The sequence below is a fragment of the Staphylococcus sp. LKG3-1 genome, from assembly GCF_048568385.1.
Lineage (GTDB): Bacteria > Bacillota > Bacilli > Staphylococcales > Staphylococcaceae > Staphylococcus > Staphylococcus saprophyticus.
The window spans coordinates 2,241,360-2,266,718 of the sequence record NZ_CP183796.1 but is presented as its reverse complement, the minus strand read 5'-3'; the positions used below and the strand labels follow the sequence as shown (position 1 = coordinate 2,266,718).

Below are 25,359 nucleotides of genomic sequence, written 5' to 3'. Positions count from 1 at the left end.
CCTATTATAGTATAATTTTAAATTTTATAGCGAAAATTTACGCAATCTTAAACTTATTTTTTAGGTTTTTTAGTTCCGTATAATGAACGGCCTTGTCTACGTCCATCAACACCTGAAGTATCAAGTGCACCACGTACGATATGGTAACGTACACCAGGTAAGTCTTTTACACGTCCACCACGTACAAGTACAACACTGTGTTCTTGTAAGTTATGTCCGATACCAGGGATATACGCATTGATTTCAATGTTGTTAGACAAACGAACACGCGCATATTTACGTAACGCTGAGTTAGGTTTTTTAGGTGTCATAGTACCGACACGAGTACAAACCCCACGTTTTTGTGGTGAATTTAAATCAGTAAATTTTTTCTTTTTACTGTTAAAATTTCTGTTTAATGCTGGTGAATCAGATTTTTTTGATTTACTTTGTCTTGGTTTGCGTACCAATTGATTAATAGTTGGCATGATTAGTTCCTCCTTTCCTCATTTATAATCCCACACATCCAGGTGGTTCATTTTAAGGGTAAATAAAATTTAGTAAGAATCATTCTTACTAATCTCATTTTAATAATGCAACAATAGCTACATTAACGTTTATACCTACATATTTCCCTAAAGCTTGTTTGCTTTCGAAAAATGAAACAGGTATGTGTTTGTGATTGATTTGGCTCAACACGCGAGTCATAAGATGAACTTCTACGTCTTCAGCGATAATCAATGATGTAACTTGATCTTTATTCAAAGCTTTGAGCGTTTGTTTAAGACCAATAACAAAATGTTGTTTGTTAAAGCGTGCAACTTTTTCATTAGACATATAAATATCCTCCAAAGTTCTGCTTGCATCAACCTTAATAATAATAACATTTTCATTACTGCTGAGTCAACTTTAAATCCAATAATTTTGCAAAAATAATTAAAAAACAAAGTGATCGAAAATCGCATTCCGACCACCTTGTTTATTTAACTCAAAATTATATTTCAGTAGTTTGCACTTCTTCTACAATTTCAGTTTCTGGTGCAGCTTTATCGTATTCAACATCTCTATAACGTCTCATACCTGTACCAGCTGGAATTAATTTACCGATAATAACATTCTCTTTAAGACCGAGTAAGTTATCACGTTTACCTTTAATTGCAGCATCAGTAAGTACACGTGTTGTTTCTTGGAATGAAGCCGCTGATAAGAAGCTTTCAGTTTCAAGAGACGCTTTCGTAATACCTAGTAATACTGGTTTAGCTGTTGCAGGACGTTTACGTTCTTTAAATGCTTCACGGTTGGCATCAGTAAAGTTATGAATATCTACTAATGAACCTGGAAGTAACTTAGTATCTCCAGCTTCAATGATACGTACTTTACGTAACATTTGTCTAACCATAACCTCAACGTGTTTATCATCGATTTCAACACCTTGCATACGGTAAACTTTTTGAACTTCTTTTAGTAAATAACTTTCTGTTGCATTTAAACCTGATACAGATAAATAGTTCTTAGGCTCAATTGAACCTTCTGTTAGAACTTCACCACGTTCAACACTTTGTCCAACTTCTACTTTCAATCTTGAAGTACCAGAAGCTAGATAAGATTTCGTTTCATTAGCGCCTTTAATTACAATTTCTTGTTGGCGATCTTTCGCTAATTTGATGTCATCAACAACACCTTCGATTTCAGTAATCACGGCTTGACCTTTAGGATTACGTGCTTCGAAGATCTCTTGGATACGAGGAAGACCTTGTGTGATATCGCTACCTGCTACACCACCTGTATGGAATGTACGCATTGTAAGCTGTGTACCTGGTTCACCAATTGATTGGGCAGCAATTGTACCAACTGCTTCACCAACTTCAACTTTTTCACCAGTTGCAAGGTTTTTACCGTAACATTTTTCACATACACCATGACGTGTGTTACATGTAAATGCTGAACGGATATACATTTCCTCAATACCAGCATCAGTAATTTTCTTAGCGATTTCTGCAGTTACTAATTCGTCAGGATTAACAATTACTTCATTTGTTTCTGGATGACGAATTGTTTCTTTAGAATAACGACCTTCAATACGTTCGATGAATGGTTCAATCATTTCAGTACCTTCTTTGATATCTGAAACAAGTAAACCACGGTCAGTACCACAATCTTCCTCACGTACAATAACATCTTGAGCAACGTCAACAAGTCGACGAGTAAGATAACCAGAATCGGCTGTTTTAAGTGCTGTATCGGCAAGACCTTTACGCGCACCGTGAGTAGAGATGAAGTATTCTAACACTGTTAAACCTTCACGGAATGAAGACGTGATTGGCAATTCGATAATTTCACCAGAAGGCGCAGCCATAAGTCCACGCATACCTGCTAACTGTGTAAAGTTAGACGCGTTACCACGGGCACCAGAGTCACTCATCATAAAGATAGGGTTTGTTTCTACTAGTGAGCCCATCAATTCGTTTTGAATTTGATCTTTGGCATCTGTCCAAATTTCGATTACTGCGTTGTAACGTTCAAAATCAGTGATTAAACCACGATTAAATTGTTTCGTTACTTTTTCAACGAGTTTTTCATGTTCATCTAAGATATCTTGTTTGTCTGGTAGTACCACAATATCAGATACACCAACAGTGATACCTGCTTTAGATGAGAACTTGAATCCTAAGTCTTTCATTCTATCTAACATCATTGACGTATCAGTGATGCTGAAACGGTTGAACACTTCTGCAATAACATTTCCTAGGAAATTCTTATTGAAAGGTTTGATTAACGGTTGTTCATCAAAGTAAGCTTTCAAGCCTTCTTCACCAATTTCAGTTGGTGCAATGAAATATTTCTCAGGTGTTTTATTTTCCAAGTTCGTTTGTGTTGGTTCATTGATATATGCAAATGAATCAGGAATGATTTCATTAAATATTACTTTACCAACAGACGTTAGTAAGATTTTTTTGTTTTGTTCTTCAGTGAAAGTAGGATTATTGAATGATGCTGCGTGTACACCAATTCTTGTATGCAAGTGAACGTAGCCATTTGCATAAGCTTTTAGTACTTCGTTCGTATCATTATAAATCGTACCTGTATTCACTGCTTCTTTACGCTCTAATGTAAGGTAATAGTTACCTAATACCATATCTTGTGATGGTGTAACAACTGGTTTACCATCTTTAGGGTTCAAGATGTTTTGCGCTGCTAACATTAACATACGCGCTTCAGCTTGAGCTTCTTTAGATAATGGTACGTGAACAGCCATTTGGTCACCATCAAAGTCGGCATTATAAGCTGTTGTAGCAAGTGGATGTAGACGGATCGCACGACCTTCAACAAGTGTAGGTTCAAATGCTTGGATACCTAATCTGTGAAGTGTAGGTGCACGGTTTAAAAGAACTGGGTGTTCTTTAATAACATCTTCTAATACATCCCATACTTCATCATCCATGCGCTCAATTTTACTTTTCGCGTTTTTGATGTTTGTCGCAATTTCACGTTGAACTAATTCTTTCATAATGAAAGGTTTGAACAATTCAAGTGCCATTTCTTTAGGTAGTCCACATTGATACATTTTCAAGCTAGGTCCAACTGCAATAACTGAACGACCTGAATAGTCAACACGTTTACCTAATAAGTTTTGACGGAAACGACCTTGTTTACCTTTTAACATGTGTGAAAGTGATTTTAATGGACGGTTACCTGGACCAGTTACTGGACGGCCACGACGACCATTATCAATAAGTGCGTCAACAGCCTCTTGTAACATACGTTTTTCATTTTGTACGATGATGCCAGGAGCACCTAAGTCTAATAAACGTTTCAAACGGTTGTTACGGTTGATAACACGGCGGTATAAATCATTTAAATCACTTGTCGCAAAACGTCCACCATCTAATTGAACCATTGGTCTGATTTCTGGTGGGATAATTGGAAGTACGTCTAAGATCATCCATGCTGGGTTGTTACCAGAATGTCTGAATGATTCAACAACTTCTAAACGTTTAATTGCACGAGTAAGTCTTTGACCAGTAGCTGATTCTAACTCATCACGTAAGTGCTTGAGTTCAGCATCTAAATCAATTTCTTCAAGTAATTCTTTGATACCTTCAGCACCCATTTTAGCTGTGAATTTACCAGGGAATTTATCATAGTATTCTCTGAATTCAGCTTCAGATAATAATGTCTTTTTCTCTAATCCAGTTGGTCCTGGATTAACAACAACGTATGAAGCAAAGTAAATAACTTCTTCTAACGCTCTTGGTGACATGTCTAATAATAGACCCATACGGCTTGGAATACCTTTGAAATACCAAATGTGTGATACAGGTGCAGCTAATTCAATGTGCCCCATTCTTTCACGGCGCACTTTAGATTTAGTTACTTCTACGCCACATCTATCACAAACCATACCTTTGTAACGTACGCGTTTGTATTTACCACAACTACATTCCCAGTCTTTTGTAGGTCCAAATATTCTTTCACAGAATAGACCATCTTTTTCTGGTTTTAAAGTACGATAGTTTATTGTTTCTGGCTTTTTAACCTCACCAAAAGACCATGAACGGATTTTTTCAGGTGAAGCAAGTCCTATTTTCATATAATGGAAATTATTTACATCAATCAAGGAGCCTACCTCCTTCAATTTAGATTAGCTGTGCAAATTGATTGATTGCTCTATATCAATAATGAAATGCCCGCTTAGAGTGTGCACTAATTAAGCACACAGCTCTTCACGGCATATTCATTTATAAACTTAAATGCAATTAGTCTGTAACTTCTTTTTGTGATTGTGGAGCATCTTTTTGTTGAAGATCCACTTTACGTTCAACGACATCTTCTTCTTCATTATCTTGCATGTCAATTTCATTGTCATGCTCGTCCATAATTTTAACATCTAGTCCTAAACTTTGTAATTCTTTCATCAATACTCGGAATGATTCAGGAACACCTGGTTTAGTAATATTTTCACCTTTAACAATAGATTCATATGTTTTCACACGACCTACTGTATCATCGGATTTGTAAGTTAAAATTTCTTGAAGTGTATATGCAGCACCGTAAGCTTCAAGTGCCCATACTTCCATTTCACCGAAACGTTGCCCACCAAATTGTGCTTTACCACCAAGTGGTTGTTGCGTTACAAGTGAATATGGTCCAGTTGAACGTGCGTGTAGTTTGTCATCAACCATGTGTGCAAGTTTCAGCATGTACATAACGCCGACTGAAATTCTGTTATCGAATGGTTCACCCGTACGTCCATCGTATAATACTGTCTTACCATCACGAGCCATACCAGCTTCTTCAATTGTTGACCAAACATCTTCATCACTCGCACCATCAAATACTGGTGATGCAACGTGAATACCTAAGTTTTTAGCAGCCATACCTAAGTGTAGCTCTAATACTTGTCCGATATTCATACGTGAAGGAACACCAAGTGGGTTCAACATGATATCGATTGGTGTGCCGTCTGGAAGATATGGCATATCTTCTTCAGGAACAAGTTTAGAAATAACACCTTTGTTACCATGACGACCACACATTTTATCTCCTACGTGAATTTTACGTTTTTGAACGATATAAACACGCACTAATTGGTTAACACCTGGAGATAATGTATCGTCTCCTTCTTCACGGTTAAAGACTTTAACATCTAGAACAATACCACCTGCACCATGAGGTACGCGTAATGATGTATCGCGAACTTCACGTGCTTTTTCACCAAAGATAGCGTGTAGTAAACGTTCTTCTGCAGTTAATTCTGTTACACCTTTAGGCGTTACTTTACCTACTAAGATGTCACCATCATTAACTTCAGCGCCGACGTATACAATACCACGGTCATCTAAGTTTTTAAGTGCACTGTCAGAAACGTTAGGAATATCGCGAGTGATTTCTTCAGGTCCTAGTTTCGTATCACGCGCTTCTGATTCATACTCTTCAATATGAATAGACGTATATACGTCATCTTTAACTAGGCGTTCACTCATAATAACAGCATCCTCATAGTTGTAACCGTCCCAAGTCATGAAACCAACAACTACGTTTCTACCTAATGCCATTTCACCAAGTTCCATTGAAGGACCATCGGCTAAAATTTCACCTTTAGTTACTACGTCACCAGAAGCAACGATAGGTCTTTGGTTATAACAAGTACCCGTATTTGAACGTTTGAATTTAGCTAATGGATAGCGATCTAATTCGCCTTCGTATTCTTGACCGTCTTCTTCGATAAGTTGACGAACAAGAATTTCATTAGATTCAACGTGCTCAACGCGACCTTTACGTTTTGCAACAATTGCTGCACCAGAGTCACGTGCTGCCACGTGCTCCATACCTGTACCTACAAATGGTGATTCTGGATTCATCAATGGCACTGCTTGACGTTGCATGTTCGCACCCATCAATGCACGGTTAGAGTCATCGTTTTCTAAGAAAGGAATACATGCTGTCGCTGCAGAAACAACTTGTTTAGGTGAGACATCCATATAATCCATTTTTTCTTTGGCCATAACTGTATTATTACCACGGAAACGACAAACAACTTCGTCTGCTGTGAAACGGCCATTTTCGTCTAATGCTGAGTTTGCTTGTGCTACAACATAGCTATCTTCTTCATCAGCTGTTAAATAGTCAATTTGATCCGTGATTGAATTCGTTTCAAGATCCACTTTACGGTAAGGTGTTTCAATAAAGCCGAATTCATTTACACGCGCATAACTAGATAACGAGTTAATAAGTCCGATGTTTGGACCCTCTGGCGTTTCAATTGGACACATACGGCCATAGTGAGAATAGTGAACGTCACGTACTTCCATTTGAGCACGTTCACGCGTTAAACCACCAGGTCCTAGAGCTGATAAACGACGTTTATGCGTTAACTCAGCTAACGGATTCGCTTGGTCCATGAATTGTGATAATTGTGAACTACCAAAGAATTCTTTGATAGATGCAATCACTGGACGAATATTGATTAATTGTTGTGGCGTTACAGAATCAGTGTCTTGGATAGACATTCTTTCACGTACAACACGTTCCATTCTTGATAAACCAATACGGAATTGGTTTTGTAACAATTCACCTACTGAACGTAGACGACGGTTACCAAGGTGGTCAATATCATCTGTGAAGCCAATACCACTTAATAAGTTAAAGAAGTAAGACATTGATGCAATAATATCTGCTGGTGTAATACATTTCACTTCTGAATCAGGGAATGCATTACCAATCACTGTCGTTGTACGTCCTTCTTCATCGTTAGGAACATAAACTTTAATAGATTGAATTTCAACAGGTTCATCAATCACTGTACCTTCTAACTCAAAGACTTCACTGTTAGCATTTGCTTCCAGTACATCCATGATTTCATCGAGATTACGACGATCAAGCACAGTACCTTCTTCAGCAACAATTTCACCTGTTTCAGTATTAACAATAGGTTCTGCTAATTTTTGATTAAACAAGCGGTGTTTTAAATGAAGTTTTTTGTTTGCTTTGTAACGACCTACGCTTGCTAAGTCATAACGTTTCGGATCGAAGAAACGAGAATATAAAAGACTCTTAGCATTTTCTACTGTAGGTGGTTCACCAGGGCGTAAACGCTCATAGATTTCTAATAGCGCTTGATCTGTTGTTTCTGTACCATCTTTTTCTAAAGTATTACGTAAGTACTCATTGTCACCTAAAAGATCAACGATTTCTTGATCTGTAGAGAAACCTAAAGCACGTAATAATACTGTTAATGGTAATTTTCTAGTTCTATCAATACGTACGTAAACAACATCTTTTGCATCTGTTTCATATTCTAACCAAGCACCACGGTTTGGAATAATTGTAGCATCGAAGTTGATACGACCATTTTTATCTAGTTTTTCATTGAAGTATACGGATGGTGAACGAACTAATTGTGAAACGATAACACGTTCAGCACCGTTAATTACGAATGTACCTGTATCTGTCATTAATGGGAAATCACCCATAAACACTTCTTGTTCTTTTACTTCGCCAGTTTCCTTGATAATCAAACGCACTTTAACACGTAGAGGTGCAGAATACGTTGTATCACGGTTTTTAGATTCTTCTAAATCATATTTCGGTTCTCCAAGTCTGTAATCTACAAACTCTAAAGATAGATTGCCTGTGAAATCTTCAATCGGAGAAATGTCTCTAAACATTTCTAATAAACCTTCTTCTAAGAACCAATCGTAAGACTTAGTTTGAATCTCAATTAAATTCGGTAATTCTAATACCTCTGAAATTCTCGCATAGTTTCTACGTTTACGATGTCTTCCATATTGGACAAATTGACCTGCCAAACAGATTCACCCCTCAAAAATTGCGTGTTTACTTTTACTAAATCACCCAATATAATTAGACAAAAAGAAAACGGTAGCATACTCATGACACCATTTTCTATTTCACTTTATATACATTGTTAATTTATACGTAAAAGTACACACTTATTGAACATAATTTTTTACATTCTATTACTATATCAGAATACAGCTATTTAATCAACCTTTTACACTTCTTAAAATGTAGTAGCCTTTGCTCTTTTCTAATACTTCCACGTTATCGAATGTTTCTTGCATTTTTTTCTTTGCTGACGGCATACCTTGCTTTTTCTGAATTACTACATACAAGGCGCCACCTTGTTTCAATTTATTAAAAGCATCTTCTAAAATACTGTGAACGACTTGCTTCCCTGCTCTAATCGGCGGATTAGTCAGTACAAAATCATAAGTGTTATCTTCTACTTGTGATAAACCATTACTTTCAATAATCTCAGCATTGTCTATACGGTTTCTTTTTTTATTTTTTCTTGATAATGATAGTGCTCTTTGGTTAATATCAACCATTGTCACTTCGTGATGTGGGGAAACTTTTGCAATCATTAAACCGATAGGGCCATAGCCACAACCAACGTCTATAATTTTCTTCGTGGGACCAGGGGGATATGCTTTCAAAAATGTTGTCACTAATAAATCAGAGCCGAAGTCTATTTTCCCTTTAGAAAATACACCTGAATCTGTTATTAGTTCTAAATCATGGTTATCGTAGGAGTACGTAAAAAGCAACTCATCACTTTCTACTTCAGGATTTTCATCATAGTAATGATTCATGACTACACCTCTTTAATCTAATTCTTCTTAGATTAATACTATACCCGTTTGATTGGATATTGATCAAATAAGATAAAACCCCGTTATATGGATAACGGGGTTTTCATTTCTCAAAGATATCAGCCTATCTATAGCGCACTCAATCCCAACGTACCGAAGTAGTTGCTGCATTAAGCAACGCAGATAAGCCTCAATATATAATTATGAATTGTTAGCAAGCTAGAATTATTTTAATTCTACTGTAGCGCCAACTTCTTCTAATGCTTCTTTAAGTTTTTCAGCTTCTTCTTTAGGTAAAGCTTCTTTGATTACTTTAGGAGCTCCGTCAACTAATTCTTTAGCATCTTTTAATCCTAAGCCAGTAGCTTCTTTAACAGCTTTAACGACTTTGATTTTAGATGATCCAGCTGAAGTTAATTCAACATCGAAATCAGTTTTTTCAGCTTCAGCGTCTCCGCCTGCTGCTGCGCCTGCTGCTGCTACTGGAGCTGCTGCAGTTACACCAAATTCTTCTTCAATTGCTTTTACTAAGTCGTTTAATTCTAAAACTGACATTTCTTTAATTGCTTCAATGATTTGTTCTTGATTAGCCATTTTTAATATTCCTCCATTAATTTTAATTAGTTTATGCGCAATTATTCAGCGCTTTCTTCTTTTGATTCTTTGTCTTCTCCAACAGCTTTAACTGCATAAGCGAAGTTGCGTACTGGAGCTTGTAATACTGATAAAAGCATAGAAACAAGACCGTCGTGTGATGGTAATGTACCAACAGTGTTAACTTCTTCAGCAGAAATAACATTGCCTTCCATAACACCTGTTTTAATTTCTAATGCTTGATGTTCTTTTGCAAATCCTGCGATAACTTTTGCTGGAGCAACAACATCTTCTGTTGAAGTAGCAACTGCAGTAGGACCTACTAAGAATTCATCTAAACCGTCAATACCAGCTTGTTGAGCTGCACGACGAACCATAGTGTTTTTCAATACTTTGTATTCAACACCAGCTTCACGTAATTGTGAACGTAATTCAGTTACTTCAGCAACGCTTAGACCACGATAGTCAACGATAACTGTAGATACTGAGTTTTTAAGTTGTTCAGCAATAATATCAACTTCTTGTTTTTTTGCATCGATGATTGCAGACATTTAGACACCTCCATAGATTTTAGTTTGGTGCTTTTAATTTTGAAGTTCTGTTGATTGACGTTCGTCAGTTCCTCAGATTATCCAATAAAAAAAGCACTTTCTACCCACGGCAAAAAGTGCTTGAAAGATCTAAAATCTTCACGTTCAAGTCAATTTTAGCCTCGGTAGGATCAAATTTTAAGTTATTACTAACTCCTACTGTCTTAGGTAAAATAATACATTAACCAATATAACTAAATTAATGTACAATGTCAATATTTTTTTAAAGACTGAAAGTAAACCTTTCAGCCTTTTTCATTTATTTATAGATTATAGTTTGAAGCTTGAAGTATCAACTTTAACTCCAGGACCCATTGTTGTAGTTACAGCAACAGATTTGAAGTACGTACCTTTAGCTGAAGCAGGTTTTGCTTTAGTTAATACGTCTTGTAAAGTTTTGAAGTTTTCAACAAGTTTGTCAGTATCAAATGATGTTTTACCAATTGATGCATGAACAATACCTGATTTCTCAGCACGATATTCTACTTTACCAGCTTTGATTTCTTCAACAGCTTTTTTAACGTCCATAGTTACTGTTCCAGTTTTAGGGTTAGGCATTAAACCTTTAGGTCCTAATACGCGACCAAGTTTACCAACTTCGCCCATCATGTCTGGTGTAGCTACTACTACGTCAAAGTCAAACCAACCTTGTTGGATTTTTTCTACATATTCGCCTTCGCCAACGAAATCAGCACCTGCTGCTTCAGCTTCTGCTGCTTTGTCTCCTTTTGCGAACACTAATACACGTTGTGATTTACCAGTACCGTTTGGAAGCACTACTGCTCCACGGATTTGTTGATCATTTTTACGAGTATCAATACCTAAACGGAATGCTACTTCAACTGATGCATCAAAGTTAGCGATGTTTGTTTCTTTAGCTAGTTCAACAGCTTCTTCAACATTATAGTGTTTTAAGCGATCGATTTTGCTAGCTGCTTCTTGATATCTTTTGCTTTTTTTAGCCATTTCATGTTCCTCCTTTAGTGGTTTTAGCGGAATTTCCTCCCACATTTACTTGCTTTCACAAGTTAAGAGCAGATAACAGTGAGGTCAAAATTGTATTTTATCTTAGGAATTAACATTCCTTAATAAATGACATTTCTCCTCATATTACGACAATATTGAACGCTGTCATCATGTTTGTCATTTCTGTCATCTGCTTCTATCGTCAATCTATGTTTTCATTACTAATTTATATTATTGAACTGTGATACCCATACTACGAGCAGTACCTTCGATAATACGCATAGCTGCTTCTTCGTCTGCAGCATTTAAATCTTGCATTTTTTGGTTTGCAATTTCACGTACTTGATCTTTAGTTACTGTAGCAACTTTTGTTTTGTTAGGTTCGCCTGAACCTTTTTCAACGCCTGCTGCTTTTTTAAGTAGTACTGGCGCCGGTGGAGTTTTTGTAATAAATGTAAATGAACGGTCTTCATAAACACTGATTTCTACCGGAATAATTAAACCTGCGTCTTCTTGTGTACGTGCGTTGAATTCCTTACAGAATCCCATAATATTCACACCTGCTTGACCTAATGCTGGACCAACTGGTGGTGCTGGATTTGCTTTACCTGCAGGAATTTGTAATTTAACAACTTTTTCTACTTTTTTAGCCACGATGTGCACCTCCTTGATATCGTGATGTGGTCACAGGACTCAGTTTTGTCCTCCCACTCTTCTACATTTCGTGACGAAATGAACGCTCTATGAGCGCGACCACAGTATTATAACATTAACCCATTACATAAAGCAATGGTAATTTGTAAAATTTTGGGAACGGAACATAAATCTAATATCACTACAATAAAGCCCGCATCCCACATGAGAAAGATGACTAGTGTTAATGAGCCCCAATTTTAAAGGCTTTTTAAACTAGCCAGCAACTGCCTCCTTAACTATTAGCAAAGACCAAAAATGCTATAGCTTTTAGCTTCTGTTAATACGTGAGGCCAAACTCATTTTTTCTTCTAAATTAATTCTGTAATCAGCTGTACATAATGTATATAAAGTCATACTTCTAACTTTTGCAAGTTGTGTATGACCTCTACCAGTACCATCGTTCTGATATGCCTTACAGTTTTTCAACTTGATCAAATTCTACTTCTACTGGCGTTTCTCTACCAAACATGTCTACAAGAACAGTAAGTTTGAATTTATCCGCTTCAATTTCTTGAACTTCACCAACTTGATTTGCAAATGGACCTGATTTAATTCTTACTTGTTCACCTAAGTCAATTTGAACATCGATTGTTTTTTCTTTCATGCCCATTTGTTTAAGGATGAAGCGTGCTTCTTCAGGAAGTAATGGATTTGGTTTTGATCCAGCACCAGCTGAACCAACAAATCCTGTTACACCAGGTGTATTTCTTACGATATACCACGATTCGTCAGTCATTACTAACTCGACTAGCACGTATCCTGGGAATGTTTTTTTAGTTAATGTTTTGGCTTTGCCATCTTTAACTTGTGTTTCTTCTTCTTCTGGTATAACAACTCTGAATATTTGTTCAGTCATATTCATAGATTCAACACGTTTTTCTAAATTCTTTTTCACTTTATTCTCATAACCAGAATAAGTATGCACAGCATACCAACGCTTTGCGCCAACTTCTTCAGACATGTCGTCACTCCTATCTATTTAATTAACTCTATAATTCTACCAATTCCTAAGTCTAAGGCATAGAAGAATACTAAGAAAAATACTACTGTAGCTACAACAATGACTGTGTATTTAAATAATTCTTCTTTCGTTGGCCAACTTGTCTTTTCCATTTCTGACTTTACGCCTTGGAAGAAATTCTCTTTTTTAGCCATTTATAAGACCTCCGTATATTTCGTTATTCCTTATTTGCTTATTCCATGCAACAAATCAAGCAAATACAATACTCTCAACTTAAATGGAAGGGCATATTCACTCAATTGTAAATTTAATATGTCGTTTGTTATTTCGATTCTTTATGCAACGTATGTGCATTACATCTCGGACAATATTTCTTCAATTCCAGTCTAGATGCAAGATTACTCTGTTTGGGAACGTTATAATTTCGATTACCACACACTTCACAATTCAATGGTATTTTTTTCATTCGTCTTCCCCTTACTCATTATAATACCAATCTACTATACATAATTTCTAAGTCAATTGTCAATCGGCAATAGCGTCTTTGTACGTGATATGCTATATATTCAGACCGTTACAATTAAATAAAACACGCGCTATTTCTCATTTTCTAAATAGCGTCTTAATTTCATTTTACAACGATGTATCGCATTGTAAACCACTTTGATTTGTATATTTAGTGTTTCAGCAATTTCTTTCGGCTTAAAGTCATTTAGTAAACAGATTACGATACTTTTTTCTAAGACCGTCAGTTTCATTAATCCTTGTTGTAATTGACTTCCTATCTCTAAAGCTAATATATGTTTATCAAGTGGGTGTTCTGTTTTACTATTTTGATAATTGACTATAAATTCATTGACCAGCATTTCTTGTCGTTGGTTGCCATAGCATTTTTTACGGATATAATCATTTTTTACATTTTTAATCACACGATTTATATAATGCTCAATAGGTGTGTCATCAGTGAAATCAAATTTTTTAAATGCACAGTATAATCTTACGAGCACATCTTGACACAAATCTTCTTGGTCGTTTGGATGTATAGCAAAATGATATAAACGTCTACGAATCATTGGGCTTAAGACTTTAAAAATTTCAGGCACATCGATTGGTTTGGTTCTCTTTTCTCCATTAATTAAAGTGTTAGTTGGAATGCGGTTATTTCTTGTCATTACTGTTATCCTTTCCTTGAAGTAAAGAAAGATTACAGCAGTTGGACTGAAAAAATCAAACTCCGCTATAATAATTAATGATTATCGCCGCGTCTTAATTTTTCAAATTCTTCAAGAATTTCATTTGAAAGTTCGATACGCGTTCTGGGTTTCTGTTCATTAAATCCATCTAGCTTTTTCGATACAGAAATTTCATTTTCTCTTAAATCTCTCCACATTTCTCTTGAAGACACACGATATGCACCTGCACCAAAAATAGCATGTTGCTCACTCATATCGCTCGTAACCACTGTAATATGTCTTGTATGTTTGTCATATAAGTCATATACATAACGTTCAATGTAGCTATCTGCAGTTTCTTTTTCTTTTGTAAAAATCGTTTTAACACCATGATACATATATTCTGTAGGCGCTCCGGATTGTTCATAAGCATCGAATACGCAGACAACTTCATCCGCAATGACTGCGTTATAGTTCGCTATAGCAATGAGCAATTGTTCACGTGCTTCTTCAAGGTTATCTTGTGCAATACGACTTAATTCCTGCGATTGTCCAATCATATTATATCCATCAATGATTAAATAACGATCTTTCATGCTTTATCTCCGATATAATTACGTTTGCGGAAAACTTCATACATCATTAAACTTGCTGCTACTGATGCATTTAGACTGTTAACATGACCTACCATTGGAATATTGATATAGAAATCGCATTTTTCTTTAACTAAACGGCTCATACCTTGACCTTCACTACCTATCACAATACCTAGTGGCATGCCAGCATCCATTTCTCTATAGTCCGTTGAATTTTCAGCTTCAGTACCAACAATCCAATAGCCGTTATCCTTTAGCGTTTCAATCGTGTTAGCCAAATTAGTCACCCTCATTACTGGTATATGCTGAATAGCGCCCGTCGATGCTTTGGCAACCGTTTGTGTTAAAGCAACTGAACGTCTCTTAGGAATTATGACACCATCAACACCTGAAGCATCTGCGGTTCTTAAGATTGATCCTAGGTTATGTGGGTCTTCTAAACCATCTAAAATTAATACTGTCGATAATTTATCTTGTGCTTTTTGTTGCGCAACAAATGCATCAAAGTCCGCATATTCATATGGAGCAATGTAAGCAGCAACACCCTGGTGAGGTGAATCTGACAATCCATCTATTTTAGATTTCGGTACAGATTGAACTATAATTTTATTACTATTCGCTAATTTTAAAATTTCGTTGATTTGGCCTTTTTTGATAGTATCTTGAATCAGAATTTTATTAATAGTATGTCCTGAGACAATAGCTTCTTTTACTGCATGTCGACCAACAATTACGATCTCTTCCATAGTATCACTACCTTTCGTCTACGATTTGTACAATTTGTTCTAATAGTGCCGCTAAACGTGCATCTTCTTTTTCTAAATATAAGTAACCAATGATTGCCTCTAGCCCAGAACTTTTTCTATATGTTTGAATATCTGTATTTTTTGCTTTGGTATAACTTTTAGCGTTTCTACCTCGACGCACGATATCTAATTCTTCTTCTGAAAACCATTCATTTTCCATTAATGACTCTAGCGTCAGCGCTTGACTCTTAGCTGAAACGTAGCGTTTAGCTTCTTGATGTAAACGATTAGGCTTTGCTTTTAATTTTAAAACGATATATGCTCTCACGTGTTGATCTAAGACAGCGTCACCCATGTAAGCAAGTGTCAACGGATTTAATAATTTATTATTCATATTAGCCACGTTTAAATCTCACACCTTGAGGCGTGTCTTCTAATATAATATTTTGTTCTTTTAATTGATCACGTATTTCATCTGCTCGAGCGAAATCTTTATCTTTTCTTGCATTGTTTCTTTCTTCAATCAGCGCTTCGACTTCTTCATCTAGTAGTTCATCACTATCTTTGCCTTTCAAAGGCACTCCTAGTACATCACTAAAGATTTGATAAACTTCTTTAAAACGTCCAAGTACTCTCGTAGACGTTGTGTTTTCTAGCACGTATTTATTTGCTAATTTAGCCAAATCATACCAAGCAGTAATAGCATTCGCTGTATTAAAATCATCATTCATAACGGTTTCAAATTGCTCTAAAATTTTATCTATTTCAGCAATATAATCACTTTGCGCTTCAATATCTGTAGCAATTGCTTCACGTTCTTCAATCGCTTGATAGCTGTTACGTACACGTTCCAAACCGCTTTTAGCCGCTTCGACAAGTTCCATATTATAATTAATAGGACTTCTATAATGTACACTAATCATGAAAAAGCGTAATACATCTGGATCAATTTGTTTGATGATGTCGTGTACTAAAACAAAGTTGCCTAATGATTTACTCATTTTTTCATTATCTATATTGATGAAACCATTATGCATCCAATAGTTCGCAAACGTCGCGTGGTTATGTGCCTCTGATTGCGCAATTTCATTTTCATGGTGTGGGAACTGTAAATCTGTACCACCCGCATGAATATCAATTGTGGCACCCAATTCATGATAAGCCATTACTGAACATTCAATATGCCAGCCAGGTCTACCTTCACCAAATGGGCTTTCCCAACTGATTTCACCTGGTTTAGCTTGCTTCCATAACGTAAAATCTAATGCATCTTCCTTCTGTTCACCCTGTTCAATACGTGCGCCTACTTTTAAATCATTTAAAGATTGATGGCTTAATTTACCGTAATCTTGGAATTTTCGTGTTCTAAAATAAACATCGCCGCCACTTTCATAAGCATAACCTTCATCAACGAGGTCTTTTATAAAGTTAATGATGTCATCCATATGATTCATAACACGTGGATTAGACGTTGCTTTTTTTACATTTAACGCACCTACATCTTCGTAGAATGCATCAATGTAGCGATCAGCAATCGTTTCAACTGATTCGTCCAATTCTTTTGAGCGTTTAATTAATTTGTCATCTACATCTGTAAAATTTGAAACAAATACGACTTCATAGCCTTGATATTCAAAATATCTTCTTACTACATCGTAATTGATAGCTGGTCGTGCATTTCCGATATGAATATAATTATATACAGTTGGTCCACAAACATACATTTTAACTTTACCAGGTTCAATTGGTTCAAACGTCTCTTTTTGACGCGTTAATGTATTATATAATGTAATCATCTTGTATCTCTCCATTTCTTGTTTTCTCAAGTTGTTTTTCAAGTTCTTTTAATTGCTCGTAGATTGGGTCAGGTAAATTACGGTGATCAAATGTTTTGCCAATACGTCTGCCGTCTTGTTTTACAATGTGTCCTGGAATACCGACTACAGTTGAATAACTAGGTACAGTATTAAGTACGACTGAGTTCGCACCGATATTCACATTTGAATTAATTGTAATATTACCAAGTACTTTTGCTCCCGCAGCAATAAGTACATTATCCCCTATATCTGGATGGCGTTTTCCTTTTTCTTTACCCGTACCGCCTAATGTAACGCCTTGATAAATCGTTACATTATCTCCAATTCGACAAGTTTCTCCAATCACTACGCCCATGCCATGGTCAATGAATAAACGTCTACCGATTTGGGCGCCTGGGTGAATTTCAATACCTGTAAAAAAGCGTGTAATTTGTGAAATTAATCTCGCTAAGACATATTTTTTCTTTTTATATAGTTCATGTGCAATCAAATGACTCCAGACCGCATGCACGCCTGCATATGAAGTAACAACTTCTAAAGTTGTACGTGCTGCAGGATCTTGTTCAAACACCATATTCACATCGTCTTTTATTCTTTTCAACATCTTAAACAAGGTTGCTACCTCCTTATAAAAAAGCACCCCTAACTTTATTGTTAGAGGTGCTTTTGCACGGTTCCACTCTCATTTTATATAAGTAATTGCCTAAATCAAACTTTGTACTGATTGATATCAAGTCTATTCCTTATAATTCTCATTTAAGTTATTCACTTTATTTGCACAAAGGTGCATTCTGTAATTTAAGTGATGTGCTCACAGCTACCGCACACTCTCTTGACACCGTCCATCACATACTAATCCTTTGCTGATTTCAATGTTAATCATAGGTTGTTTATTGTAATTTTTCAAGTGTTATCTATTTAACACAACCTTTACAATACTCAACGCTTATTTATACATATTTTTTCAAACGTGATAATACTTTATCTTTACCTAATACTTCAATTGTATTTGGTAATTCTGGGCCATGCATTTGACCAGTAACAGCAACACGGATAGGCATAAATAATTGTTTACCTTTGATACCCGTTTCTTTTTGAACTTCTTTAATCGTTTTTTTAATTTCAGCAGCTTCAAATGGTTCAAGTGCTTCTAATTTACTATATAAATGGTTCATCAATTCTGGTACTTGCTCACCTGCAATAACTTCTTGCTCATCGTCACCTAATGTTTGTTCATCACGGAAGAATAATTCCGATAACGGTACAATTTCTCCAGCATAGCTCATTTCTTTTTGATAAAGTGAAACAAGTTTACGTCCCCAATCTAGGTCCGCTTCACTTGGATTTTCCGGTAACAATTCAGCTTTAATTAAGTGAGGTAAAGCTAATTCAAATACTGTTTCAGTATCTTTTTGTTTCATATATTGATTATTAACCCATGCAAGTTTCTGTTTATCGAAAAATGCTGGCGATTTAGATAGGCGTTTTTCATCAAAGATTTTAATAAAGTCTTCTTTAGAATAAATTTCATCTTCGCCTTCTGGTGACCAACCTAACAATGTAATAAAGTTAAATAATGCTTCAGGTAAATATCCTAAATCACGATATTGCTCGATAAACTGTAGGATTTGACCGTCACGTTTACTTAATTTTTTACGTTCTTCGTTTACGATAAGTGACATATGTGCAAATCTTGGTGCTTCCCAACCAAATGTTTCATAAATCATTAATTGTTTTGGTGTGTTTGAAATATGGTCATCACCACGAATAACATCTGAAATTTCCATGTAATGGTCATCGATAGCTACCGCAAAGTTATACGTTGGGATACCATCTTTTTTAACAATGACCCAGTCACCCATGTTATTTGAATCAAATGAAATTTCACCTTTAACCATATCATCAAATGAATATGTCGTATCTTTAGGTACACGGAAACGAATTGAAGGTTTGCGACCTTCCGCTTCAAATTGTTGACGTTCTTCTTCAGTTAAATGTGCATGTTCACCACCATAACGCGGCATTTCACCACGTTCGATTTGCTGTTGACGCTCTTCTTCTAATTCGTCTTCAGTCATATAACATTTGTAAGCTTTGTCTTCATCCAATAATTGTTGAATCAGCGGATTATAAATTTCTGCACGTTCAGACTGACGATACGGTCCATAACCTTTATCTTTATCAACAGATTCATCCCATTCGATACCTAACCATTTTAAGTTATCAAATTGCGATGATTCTCCATCAACTAAATTACGCTTACTATCCGTATCTTCAATACGAATTACAAAATCACCATCATAATGTTTAGCAAATAAATAGTTAAATAATGCAGTTCTTGCATTACCGATATGCAAATATCCAGTTGGACTTGGTGCGTATCTCACTCTTACACGATCACTCATTATGTTCACTCCCGTTTTATCATATTAATTATTTTCAACATACGTTATTAATGTAAAATGCGTTTCACAAACGCAATAAATAAGCCGAACGCATATCTTTTATCTACTTATCATTTATAAAAAAATACCGCTCAACCATTAATAAGTTTATTATTTATCGCTTATTAATCATACCATAGCTTATTATTTTTTAAAGTATCTCTTACCAAAGTCTGCTCCAAGCATCACACAATAATTGATTATGTGACATTCCTTTTTTAGAAATACAATTTCGCTATCTATTGTAGCACTTTAACCGCTAATATGATATTGCTGTGCTTAAATTAACCATGACTTTGTCTATATTTTTAAATATAAAAAAGGCTCCACACGAAACTGTAACAACATTTGCTACAGTTTCACATGAAACCCTACGTTTTAATTTAATTTTTTCGCAAAAATAATTCTACCCGATGAAGTTTGTAATAAGCTAATCACTTCTAAATCGATATGTTCGCCAATGTGTTTTTTAGCGTTATCCACAACAACCATCGTTCCATCGTCTAAATAACCAACTGCTTGCCCAGACTCTTTACCCATTTTTGTAAGTAATAGACTGAATCGGTCACCTTGATGTACAGAGGGCTTGATTGCTTCAGATAAATCATTCACATTAAGTGCTTGGATTCCTTGCACATGACATACTTTATTTAAATTAAAATCTGTCGTTATAATGTGCGCTCTATAATGTTGCGCTAATTTAATTAACATTGCATCAATATCGCTATGCGTTTTCGTCGGATGAATAATTCTAGTCGGATGATTTGTATCATATAAAGAGTTTAATATATCTAAACCACGTTGACCTTTCTCACGTTTCACACTATCATTGGCGTCCGCAACGACTTGAAGTTCGTTGATTACACCTTGAGGAATTAATATTTCACCATCAATAAATCCACATTCAATAATGTCTAAAATTCGGCCATCTATAATTGCACTTGTATCTATAATCTTTGGCACTGCGTTTCGTGCATTGATAGACATAGAACGCGCCATATTTTCTGGTAAAAATAGCAACATTTCGTCACGTTTTCGCAAACCAAATTGGAAGCCGAAATAACCTAAAATAATTGTAATAATGATTGGTACAAAATGATTGATGATGTTGTTGCCGATAATTTGGAATATAAAAGATATCATAACTGAAATCAGTAAGCCTATCATTAGTCCAATTGTAGCAAATAAAATTTCTACTGCGCTTTGACGCATAATTGTTCGTTCTAATTCTTTTAAAGCAAGTGTTGCTTTTTTAATAAACCAACCAAATATTAAAAAGAAAATTATAATACCTAGTAGTCCATTAAAATACGTATTAGTTAATAATGATATATTACCTAGCCCTATATCATCAAAGATTTCTGGCAAAAGGTATACACCTATACTTGCACCTAAAATGATATAGCACAAGATAACAATAAGTCTTATCATGTTCACAAGTTAACGCTCCTTTCTTCCGACAATTATTCAACCTTATATTATTAAAGCATAATTATTTTTAATGTTTTGTTAATGCGTATTTTAAAGCTTCATGAACACTTTTAACCCCAATTACTTTTATACCTTCAGGAAATTGCCATCCCCCAATATTGGACTCAGGGATAATCACACGTTTGAACCCTAATTTTTCAGCTTCTTGGACACGTTGTTCTATTCGAGAAACACGTCTGACTTCTCCAGTAAGACCTACCTCACCGATGAAACAGTCCAAGCCGTCCACCGTTAAATCTTTAAAGCTTGAAGCCGTCGCAATAATGATACCTAAATCTACTGCTGGCTCAGTAAGTCTCACACCACCCGCAACTTTGATATAAGCATCTTGCTGCTGAAGGAGATAATTTTCTTTCTTTTCTAATACGGCCATGAGCAAACTCAATCGATTATGATCTATGCCCGTTGCCATACGTCTCGGATTATTAAAAGTTGTCGGTGTCACTAATGCTTGTACTTCAATCAATAAAGGTCTCGTACCTTCCATGGTAGAAACAATCGTGGAACCTGGTACATTGGCTGAACGTTCTTCAAGAAACATTTCCGAAGGGTTTTTAACGCCTTTCAAACCTGTTTGCTTCATCTCAAAGATACCCATTTCATTTGTAGAACCAAAACGGTTTTTCACAGCTCTTAAAATACGATATGCGTGGTGTTCATCACCTTCGAAGTAAAGCACTGTGTCCACCATATGTTCAAGTAAACGCGGCCCAGCGATTTGACCTTCTTTTGTTACATGTCCGACAATAAACGTCGCAATATTCATCTGTTTAGCTATATTCATTAAGCTCTGCGTACTTTCTCTAACTTGTGACACCGAGCCTGGTGCCGAGCTGATTTCAGGGTGGAATATTGTTTGTATAGAATCCACAACAAGTAAATCTGGTTTAATTTGTTTAACCGTTTCATGGATTACTTCTAAATCTGTTTCGGCAAATACATTTAATTCACTAGAATCTTCATCTAATCTTTCCGCTCTTAATTTCGTTTGACTCAATGATTCTTCACCAGTGATATATAATACGTTTTTAGATTGGGATAATGATGCACAAATTTGTAATAGTAATGTCGATTTCCCAATACCAGGATCACCACCAATTAAGACAAGTGAACCATTAACAATACCTCCACCTAGTACGCGGTTAAATTCGTTTGAATTTGTTTTAACCCTAGGTGTTGTTTCATGTTTAATTTCATTTAATTTTTGTACTTTAGATACATTGTCTCGACTGCGTACGCCATGTTTTGGACTGGCTGCCTTTTGTTCGACAATTTCTTCCATTTGATTCCAACCACCACAGTTTGGGCATTTCCCCATCCATTTCGGTGACTGATAACCACATGCCATACATTCAAAAATCACTTTCTTTTTAGCCAAAACAGCACCTCCACCTTTCATTGAACAAATCTATTTTAAACCTCTGACTATTTAAAAACAAATTTTATTCTCAGCAATAATAATTCTCTCAATTAATATGTATATTTCTTAAATTAAAATTATGTATCATTTCAACGTTTCTCATATTGATATAAGCTATTTTTATAAAATACCACGTCTAACGTTTAAGTACCAATCATATTATAGCTTGAATTTACAAATAATAGTATGAATGCATCATGTTGTAAGTTAGTTTCCAATGATAATTTAATAATTTAACCCTTTATACAGAAAAAGAACCTAGGACATGCGATGATGTCCTAGGTCCTAACATTAACTTTATTGATATTATGATTCAGATGTTTCTTTATCTTTAGCTGAATCTTGTCTTTCCGTAATATCATATTTGAATTCTTTACCATCGTGATCAATTTTAACTTCTTTACCTTCAATTTGGTTACCGTCTAAAATCAATTCACTCAAGTTATCTTCAACTGTTTTTTGAATAGCACGAATAAGTGGTCTTGCACCATACTCTGGATCGTAACCTTCTTCGGCAATTTTCTCTTTAGCCGCTTCTGTAACCGATATATTAATATCTTGTTCAGAAAGTCGATTAGTAAGTTTGTTAACCATCATTGTCACAATTTGTTTCAACTCATCTTTAGAAAGTTTGTGGAATACAATGATATCATCAACACGGTTTAAGAACTCTGGACGGAAAGCATTTTTCAATTCTTTCATCATTGTCTTGCGAATTGATTCATAATCTTGACCTTCTGTAGCGCCACCAAAACCAGCAAAACGTTGATCTTGTAATTCTTGCGCGCCAACATTTGATGTCATAATAATTACCGTATTACGGAAGTCAACACGACGACCTTTGGTATCTGTTAGATGACCATCGTCTAACACTTGTAGCAAGATGTTAAATACATCTGGATGTGCTTTTTCGATTTCATCAAATAAAATAACAGAATAAGGTTTACGTCTTACTTTTTCAGTTAATTGTCCACCATCGTCATGTCCTACATAGCCTGGAGGAGCACCAACTAAACGGCTGACAGCATGTTTTTCCATGAACTCACTCATGTCAACGCGGATCATAGCATCGTCTTCACCGAACATAGACTCTGCTAACGCACGTGCTAACTCAGTCTTACCTACACCCGTAGGTCCTAAGAAAATAAAGCTACCGATTGGACGTTTAGGATCTTTCAATCCAGCTCTTGCACGTCTCACTGCTTTACTAATGGATGTCACTGCGTCTTTTTGTCCAATCACTCTATTGTGTAGTGTATCCTCTAAGTTAAGCAGACGATCTGATTCTGTTTCATTAATTTTAGTCAATGGAATACCTGTCCAACCAGCGATCACTTCACCGATATCTTCTTCAGATAATGATGTGTTATCACCGTTTTGAGTATTCTTCCAATTCGTATTAGCTTCTTCATATTGTTTTTCTAATTTAGTTTGTTTATCACGAAGATTTGCCGCATTTTCGAATTCTTGAGCATGTACTGCAGCATCTTTTTCATTTTTGACTTGTTCAATTTGTTGTTCAATTTCTTTTAAGTTTGGTGGTGTTGTATGACTTTTCAGTCTTACTTTTGAACTAGCTTCATCAATTAAATCAATCGCTTTATCTGGTAAGAAACGGTCTGAAACATAGCGATGACTCAATTTAGCAGCTGATACCAATGCTTCATCAGAAATATTGATACGGTGATGTGCTTCATAGCGATCACGTAAACCTTTTAAGATTTCAATAGTGTCTTCTACTGTAGGTTCATCTACTTGAACAGGTTGGAAACGACGTTCAAGTGCTGCATCTTTTTCAATATTATTACGATATTCATCCAATGTTGTCGCACCGATACATTGTAGCTCGCCACGTGCTAAGGCTGGTTTAAGAATATTTGAAGCATCAATCGCACCTTCTGCGCCACCAGCACCAACTAGTGTGTGTAATTCATCAATGAATAATATCACATTACCTGCTTGGTGTATTTCTTCCATAACTTTTTTCAAACGTTCTTCAAATTCACCACGATATTTCGTTCCAGCCACTACTGTTCCCATATCTAATGACATTACACGTTTTCCTTTTAATGTTTCAGGTACTTCATTATTAACAATTGCTAGTGCTAAACCTTCCGCAATTGCTGTTTTACCAACACCTGGTTCACCAATTAATACAGGGTTGTTCTTAGTACGACGACTTAACACTTCAATGACTCTTGTTATTTCTTTATCTCTGCCAATCACTGGATCTAACGTACCGTCTTTAGCGATAACAGTTAAGTCACGTGCAAGACTATCCAATGTTGGTGTGTTATTTGATTTGTTTGCTTGTGCATTTTTGTTGCTCATTTCAGGGCTACCTAACGCTTTAACAACTTGTGCACGTGCTTTTGTTATATTTAAATCTAAGTTTGCAAATACGCGTGCTGCGACACCTTCATTTTCTCTGATTAGACCAAGCAAAATATGCTCTGTTCCAACAAAGTTATGATGTAATTTTCTTGCTTCATCCATTGATAATTCTATAACTTTTTTCGCACGAGGTGTGTAGTGCAATGCACCCATTTGTTCTTGACCATGGCCAATTAATTTTTCTACTTCTTCAACAACTTTTTCTTCAGTAATCTCAAAAGTTTCTAAAACTTTGGCAGCAATACCTTCAGGTTCTTTCATTAAACCTAAAAGTAGATGTTCTGTTCCTATATTTGAATGGTTTAAACGAATTGCTTCTTCTTGAGCATGTGCTAATACACGTTGTGCTCTTTCTGTAAGTCTTCCAAATAGCATAG

At 35.8% G+C, this 25,359-nt stretch carries 23 protein-coding genes and 1 other annotated feature; all 23 genes read right to left on the bottom strand.

The window, feature by feature from the left end; genetic code table 11:
- Window positions 1–53: 53 nt before the first annotated feature.
- The gene (gene rpsL, locus ACM595_RS11185) at window positions 54–467 is read right to left on the bottom strand and encodes a 30S ribosomal protein S12 (protein WP_002484156.1); all 414 of its coding nucleotides are present in this window, start codon (window positions 465–467) and stop codon (window positions 54–56) included.
- 94 nt (window positions 468–561) lie between these two features.
- Window positions 562–816, bottom strand: coding sequence for a ribosomal L7Ae/L30e/S12e/Gadd45 family protein (locus ACM595_RS11180; protein ID WP_002484157.1), 255 nt, complete (start codon window positions 814–816; stop codon window positions 562–564).
- 157 nt (window positions 817–973) lie between these two features.
- Entirely contained in the window at window positions 974–4,570 is a 3,597-nt protein-coding gene (rpoC, locus tag ACM595_RS11175; RefSeq protein ID WP_419744492.1) for a DNA-directed RNA polymerase subunit beta', read from the bottom strand.
- Between the two features lie 166 nt (window positions 4,571–4,736).
- On the bottom strand, window positions 4,737–8,288 hold the full coding sequence (gene rpoB, locus ACM595_RS11170) for a DNA-directed RNA polymerase subunit beta (RefSeq protein ID WP_419744299.1): 3,552 nt from the start codon (window positions 8,286–8,288) through the stop codon (window positions 4,737–4,739).
- A 198-nt stretch (window positions 8,289–8,486) separates the two neighbouring features.
- Entirely contained in the window at window positions 8,487–9,095 is a 609-nt protein-coding gene (locus ACM595_RS11165) for a class I SAM-dependent methyltransferase (RefSeq protein ID WP_011303840.1), read from the bottom strand.
- Between the two features lie 225 nt (window positions 9,096–9,320).
- Window positions 9,321–9,689, bottom strand: coding sequence for a 50S ribosomal protein L7/L12 (rplL, locus tag ACM595_RS11160; RefSeq protein WP_002484162.1), 369 nt, complete (start codon window positions 9,687–9,689; stop codon window positions 9,321–9,323).
- A gap of 41 nt (window positions 9,690–9,730) precedes the next feature.
- A complete protein-coding gene (gene rplJ, locus ACM595_RS11155) occupies window positions 9,731–10,240 on the bottom strand; it encodes a 50S ribosomal protein L10 (protein ID WP_002484163.1) in 510 nt (169 codons plus the stop codon).
- A gap of 78 nt (window positions 10,241–10,318) precedes the next feature.
- Window positions 10,319–10,466 (bottom strand) — a sequence feature (ribosomal protein L10 leader region).
- Window positions 10,467–10,549: 83 nt separating this feature from the next.
- Entirely contained in the window at window positions 10,550–11,245 is a 696-nt protein-coding gene (gene rplA, locus ACM595_RS11150; RefSeq protein WP_002484164.1) for a 50S ribosomal protein L1, read from the bottom strand.
- Window positions 11,246–11,476: 231 nt separating this feature from the next.
- A complete protein-coding gene (gene rplK, locus ACM595_RS11145; RefSeq protein WP_002484165.1) occupies window positions 11,477–11,899 on the bottom strand; it encodes a 50S ribosomal protein L11 in 423 nt (140 codons plus the stop codon).
- Between the two features lie 309 nt (window positions 11,900–12,208).
- On the bottom strand, window positions 12,209–12,367 hold the full coding sequence (locus tag ACM595_RS11140; RefSeq protein ID WP_157999611.1) for a hypothetical protein: 159 nt from the start codon (window positions 12,365–12,367) through the stop codon (window positions 12,209–12,211).
- Window positions 12,354–12,902 carry a transcription termination/antitermination protein NusG gene (gene nusG / locus ACM595_RS11135; protein ID WP_011303841.1) on the bottom strand — a complete coding sequence of 183 codons (549 nt, stop codon included), beginning with the start codon at window positions 12,900–12,902 and terminating at the stop codon, window positions 12,354–12,356. Before nusG ends, ACM595_RS11140 begins: the two co-directional genes overlap by 14 nt.
- Window positions 12,903–12,916: 14 nt before the next feature.
- Complete coding sequence (gene secE, locus ACM595_RS11130; RefSeq protein ID WP_002484168.1) at window positions 12,917–13,096, bottom strand: preprotein translocase subunit SecE; 180 nt, start codon at window positions 13,094–13,096, stop codon at window positions 12,917–12,919.
- Between the two features lie 128 nt (window positions 13,097–13,224).
- On the bottom strand, window positions 13,225–13,368 hold the full coding sequence (rpmG, locus tag ACM595_RS11125) for a 50S ribosomal protein L33 (RefSeq protein ID WP_037539105.1): 144 nt from the start codon (window positions 13,366–13,368) through the stop codon (window positions 13,225–13,227).
- Between the two features lie 130 nt (window positions 13,369–13,498).
- Window positions 13,499–14,074: an RNA polymerase sigma factor gene (locus ACM595_RS11120; RefSeq protein WP_002484169.1), complete on the bottom strand. Its 576-nt coding sequence runs from the start codon at window positions 14,072–14,074 to the stop codon at window positions 13,499–13,501.
- 74 nt (window positions 14,075–14,148) lie between these two features.
- On the bottom strand, window positions 14,149–14,670 hold the full coding sequence (locus tag ACM595_RS11115; RefSeq protein WP_011303845.1) for an NYN domain-containing protein: 522 nt from the start codon (window positions 14,668–14,670) through the stop codon (window positions 14,149–14,151).
- Window positions 14,667–15,416, bottom strand: a complete 750-nt coding sequence (rlmB, locus tag ACM595_RS11110; RefSeq protein ID WP_002484171.1) for a 23S rRNA (guanosine(2251)-2'-O)-methyltransferase RlmB — start codon at window positions 15,414–15,416, stop codon at window positions 14,667–14,669. Before rlmB ends, ACM595_RS11115 begins: the two co-directional genes overlap by 4 nt.
- A 7-nt stretch (window positions 15,417–15,423) precedes the next feature.
- Window positions 15,424–15,810, bottom strand: coding sequence for a Mini-ribonuclease 3 (locus ACM595_RS11105; RefSeq protein ID WP_011303846.1), 387 nt, complete (start codon window positions 15,808–15,810; stop codon window positions 15,424–15,426).
- A 1-nt stretch (window position 15,811) separates the two neighbouring features.
- Window positions 15,812–17,212, bottom strand: a complete 1,401-nt coding sequence (gene cysS, locus ACM595_RS11100; RefSeq protein WP_069838209.1) for a cysteine--tRNA ligase — start codon at window positions 17,210–17,212, stop codon at window positions 15,812–15,814.
- The gene (gene cysE / locus ACM595_RS11095; RefSeq protein ID WP_041079568.1) at window positions 17,196–17,837 is read right to left on the bottom strand and encodes a serine O-acetyltransferase; all 642 of its coding nucleotides are present in this window, start codon (window positions 17,835–17,837) and stop codon (window positions 17,196–17,198) included. Before cysE ends, cysS begins: the two co-directional genes overlap by 17 nt.
- Window positions 17,838–18,183: 346 nt before the next feature.
- Window positions 18,184–19,638 (bottom strand): glutamate--tRNA ligase, encoded by a 1,455-nt coding sequence (gltX, locus tag ACM595_RS11090; protein WP_041079565.1) that lies wholly within the window; start codon window positions 19,636–19,638, stop codon window positions 18,184–18,186.
- Between the two features lie 417 nt (window positions 19,639–20,055).
- Complete coding sequence (locus ACM595_RS11085) at window positions 20,056–21,114, bottom strand: PIN/TRAM domain-containing protein (protein WP_037539107.1); 1,059 nt, start codon at window positions 21,112–21,114, stop codon at window positions 20,056–20,058.
- Between the two features lie 61 nt (window positions 21,115–21,175).
- Window positions 21,176–22,546 carry a DNA repair protein RadA gene (radA, locus tag ACM595_RS11080; protein ID WP_037539109.1) on the bottom strand — a complete coding sequence of 457 codons (1,371 nt, stop codon included), beginning with the start codon at window positions 22,544–22,546 and terminating at the stop codon, window positions 21,176–21,178.
- Between the two features lie 348 nt (window positions 22,547–22,894).
- Window positions 22,895–25,357, bottom strand: a complete 2,463-nt coding sequence (locus ACM595_RS11075) for an ATP-dependent Clp protease ATP-binding subunit (protein ID WP_002484178.1) — start codon at window positions 25,355–25,357, stop codon at window positions 22,895–22,897.
- Between the last annotated feature and the right edge of the window lie 2 nt (window positions 25,358–25,359).

Bases quoted from the DNA above. Each gene is read 5' to 3' on its own strand.
- rpsL (WP_002484156.1), bottom strand. From the start codon at position 467: ATGCCAACTATTAATCAATTGGTACGCAAACCAAGACAAAGTAAATCA.
- ACM595_RS11180 (WP_002484157.1), bottom strand. From the start codon at position 816: ATGTCTAATGAAAAAGTTGCACGCTTTAACAAACAACATTTTGTTATT.
- rpoC (WP_419744492.1), bottom strand. From the start codon at position 4,570: ATGAAAATAGGACTTGCTTCACCTGAAAAAATCCGTTCATGGTCTTTT.
- ACM595_RS11165 (WP_011303840.1), bottom strand. From the start codon at position 9,095: ATGAATCATTACTATGATGAAAATCCTGAAGTAGAAAGTGATGAGTTG.
- rplL (WP_002484162.1), bottom strand. From the start codon at position 9,689: ATGGCTAATCAAGAACAAATCATTGAAGCAATTAAAGAAATGTCAGTT.
- rplJ (WP_002484163.1), bottom strand. From the start codon at position 10,240: ATGTCTGCAATCATCGATGCAAAAAAACAAGAAGTTGATATTATTGCT.
- rplA (WP_002484164.1), bottom strand. From the start codon at position 11,245: ATGGCTAAAAAAAGCAAAAGATATCAAGAAGCAGCTAGCAAAATCGAT.
- nusG (WP_011303841.1), bottom strand. From the start codon at position 12,902: ATGTCTGAAGAAGTTGGCGCAAAGCGTTGGTATGCTGTGCATACTTAT.
- secE (WP_002484168.1), bottom strand. From the start codon at position 13,096: ATGGCTAAAAAAGAGAATTTCTTCCAAGGCGTAAAGTCAGAAATGGAA.
- rpmG (WP_037539105.1), bottom strand. From the start codon at position 13,368: ATGAAAAAAATACCATTGAATTGTGAAGTGTGTGGTAATCGAAATTAT.
- ACM595_RS11120 (WP_002484169.1), bottom strand. From the start codon at position 14,074: ATGACAAGAAATAACCGCATTCCAACTAACACTTTAATTAATGGAGAA.
- ACM595_RS11115 (WP_011303845.1), bottom strand. From the start codon at position 14,670: ATGAAAGATCGTTATTTAATCATTGATGGATATAATATGATTGGACAA.
- rlmB (WP_002484171.1), bottom strand. From the start codon at position 15,416: ATGGAAGAGATCGTAATTGTTGGTCGACATGCAGTAAAAGAAGCTATT.
- ACM595_RS11105 (WP_011303846.1), bottom strand. From the start codon at position 15,810: ATGAATAATAAATTATTAAATCCGTTGACACTTGCTTACATGGGTGAC.
- cysS (WP_069838209.1), bottom strand. From the start codon at position 17,212: ATGATTACATTATATAATACATTAACGCGTCAAAAAGAGACGTTTGAA.
- cysE (WP_041079568.1), bottom strand. From the start codon at position 17,837: ATGTTGAAAAGAATAAAAGACGATGTGAATATGGTGTTTGAACAAGAT.
- gltX (WP_041079565.1), bottom strand. From the start codon at position 19,638: ATGAGTGATCGTGTAAGAGTGAGATACGCACCAAGTCCAACTGGATAT.
- ACM595_RS11075 (WP_002484178.1), bottom strand. From the start codon at position 25,357: ATGCTATTTGGAAGACTTACAGAAAGAGCACAACGTGTATTAGCACAT.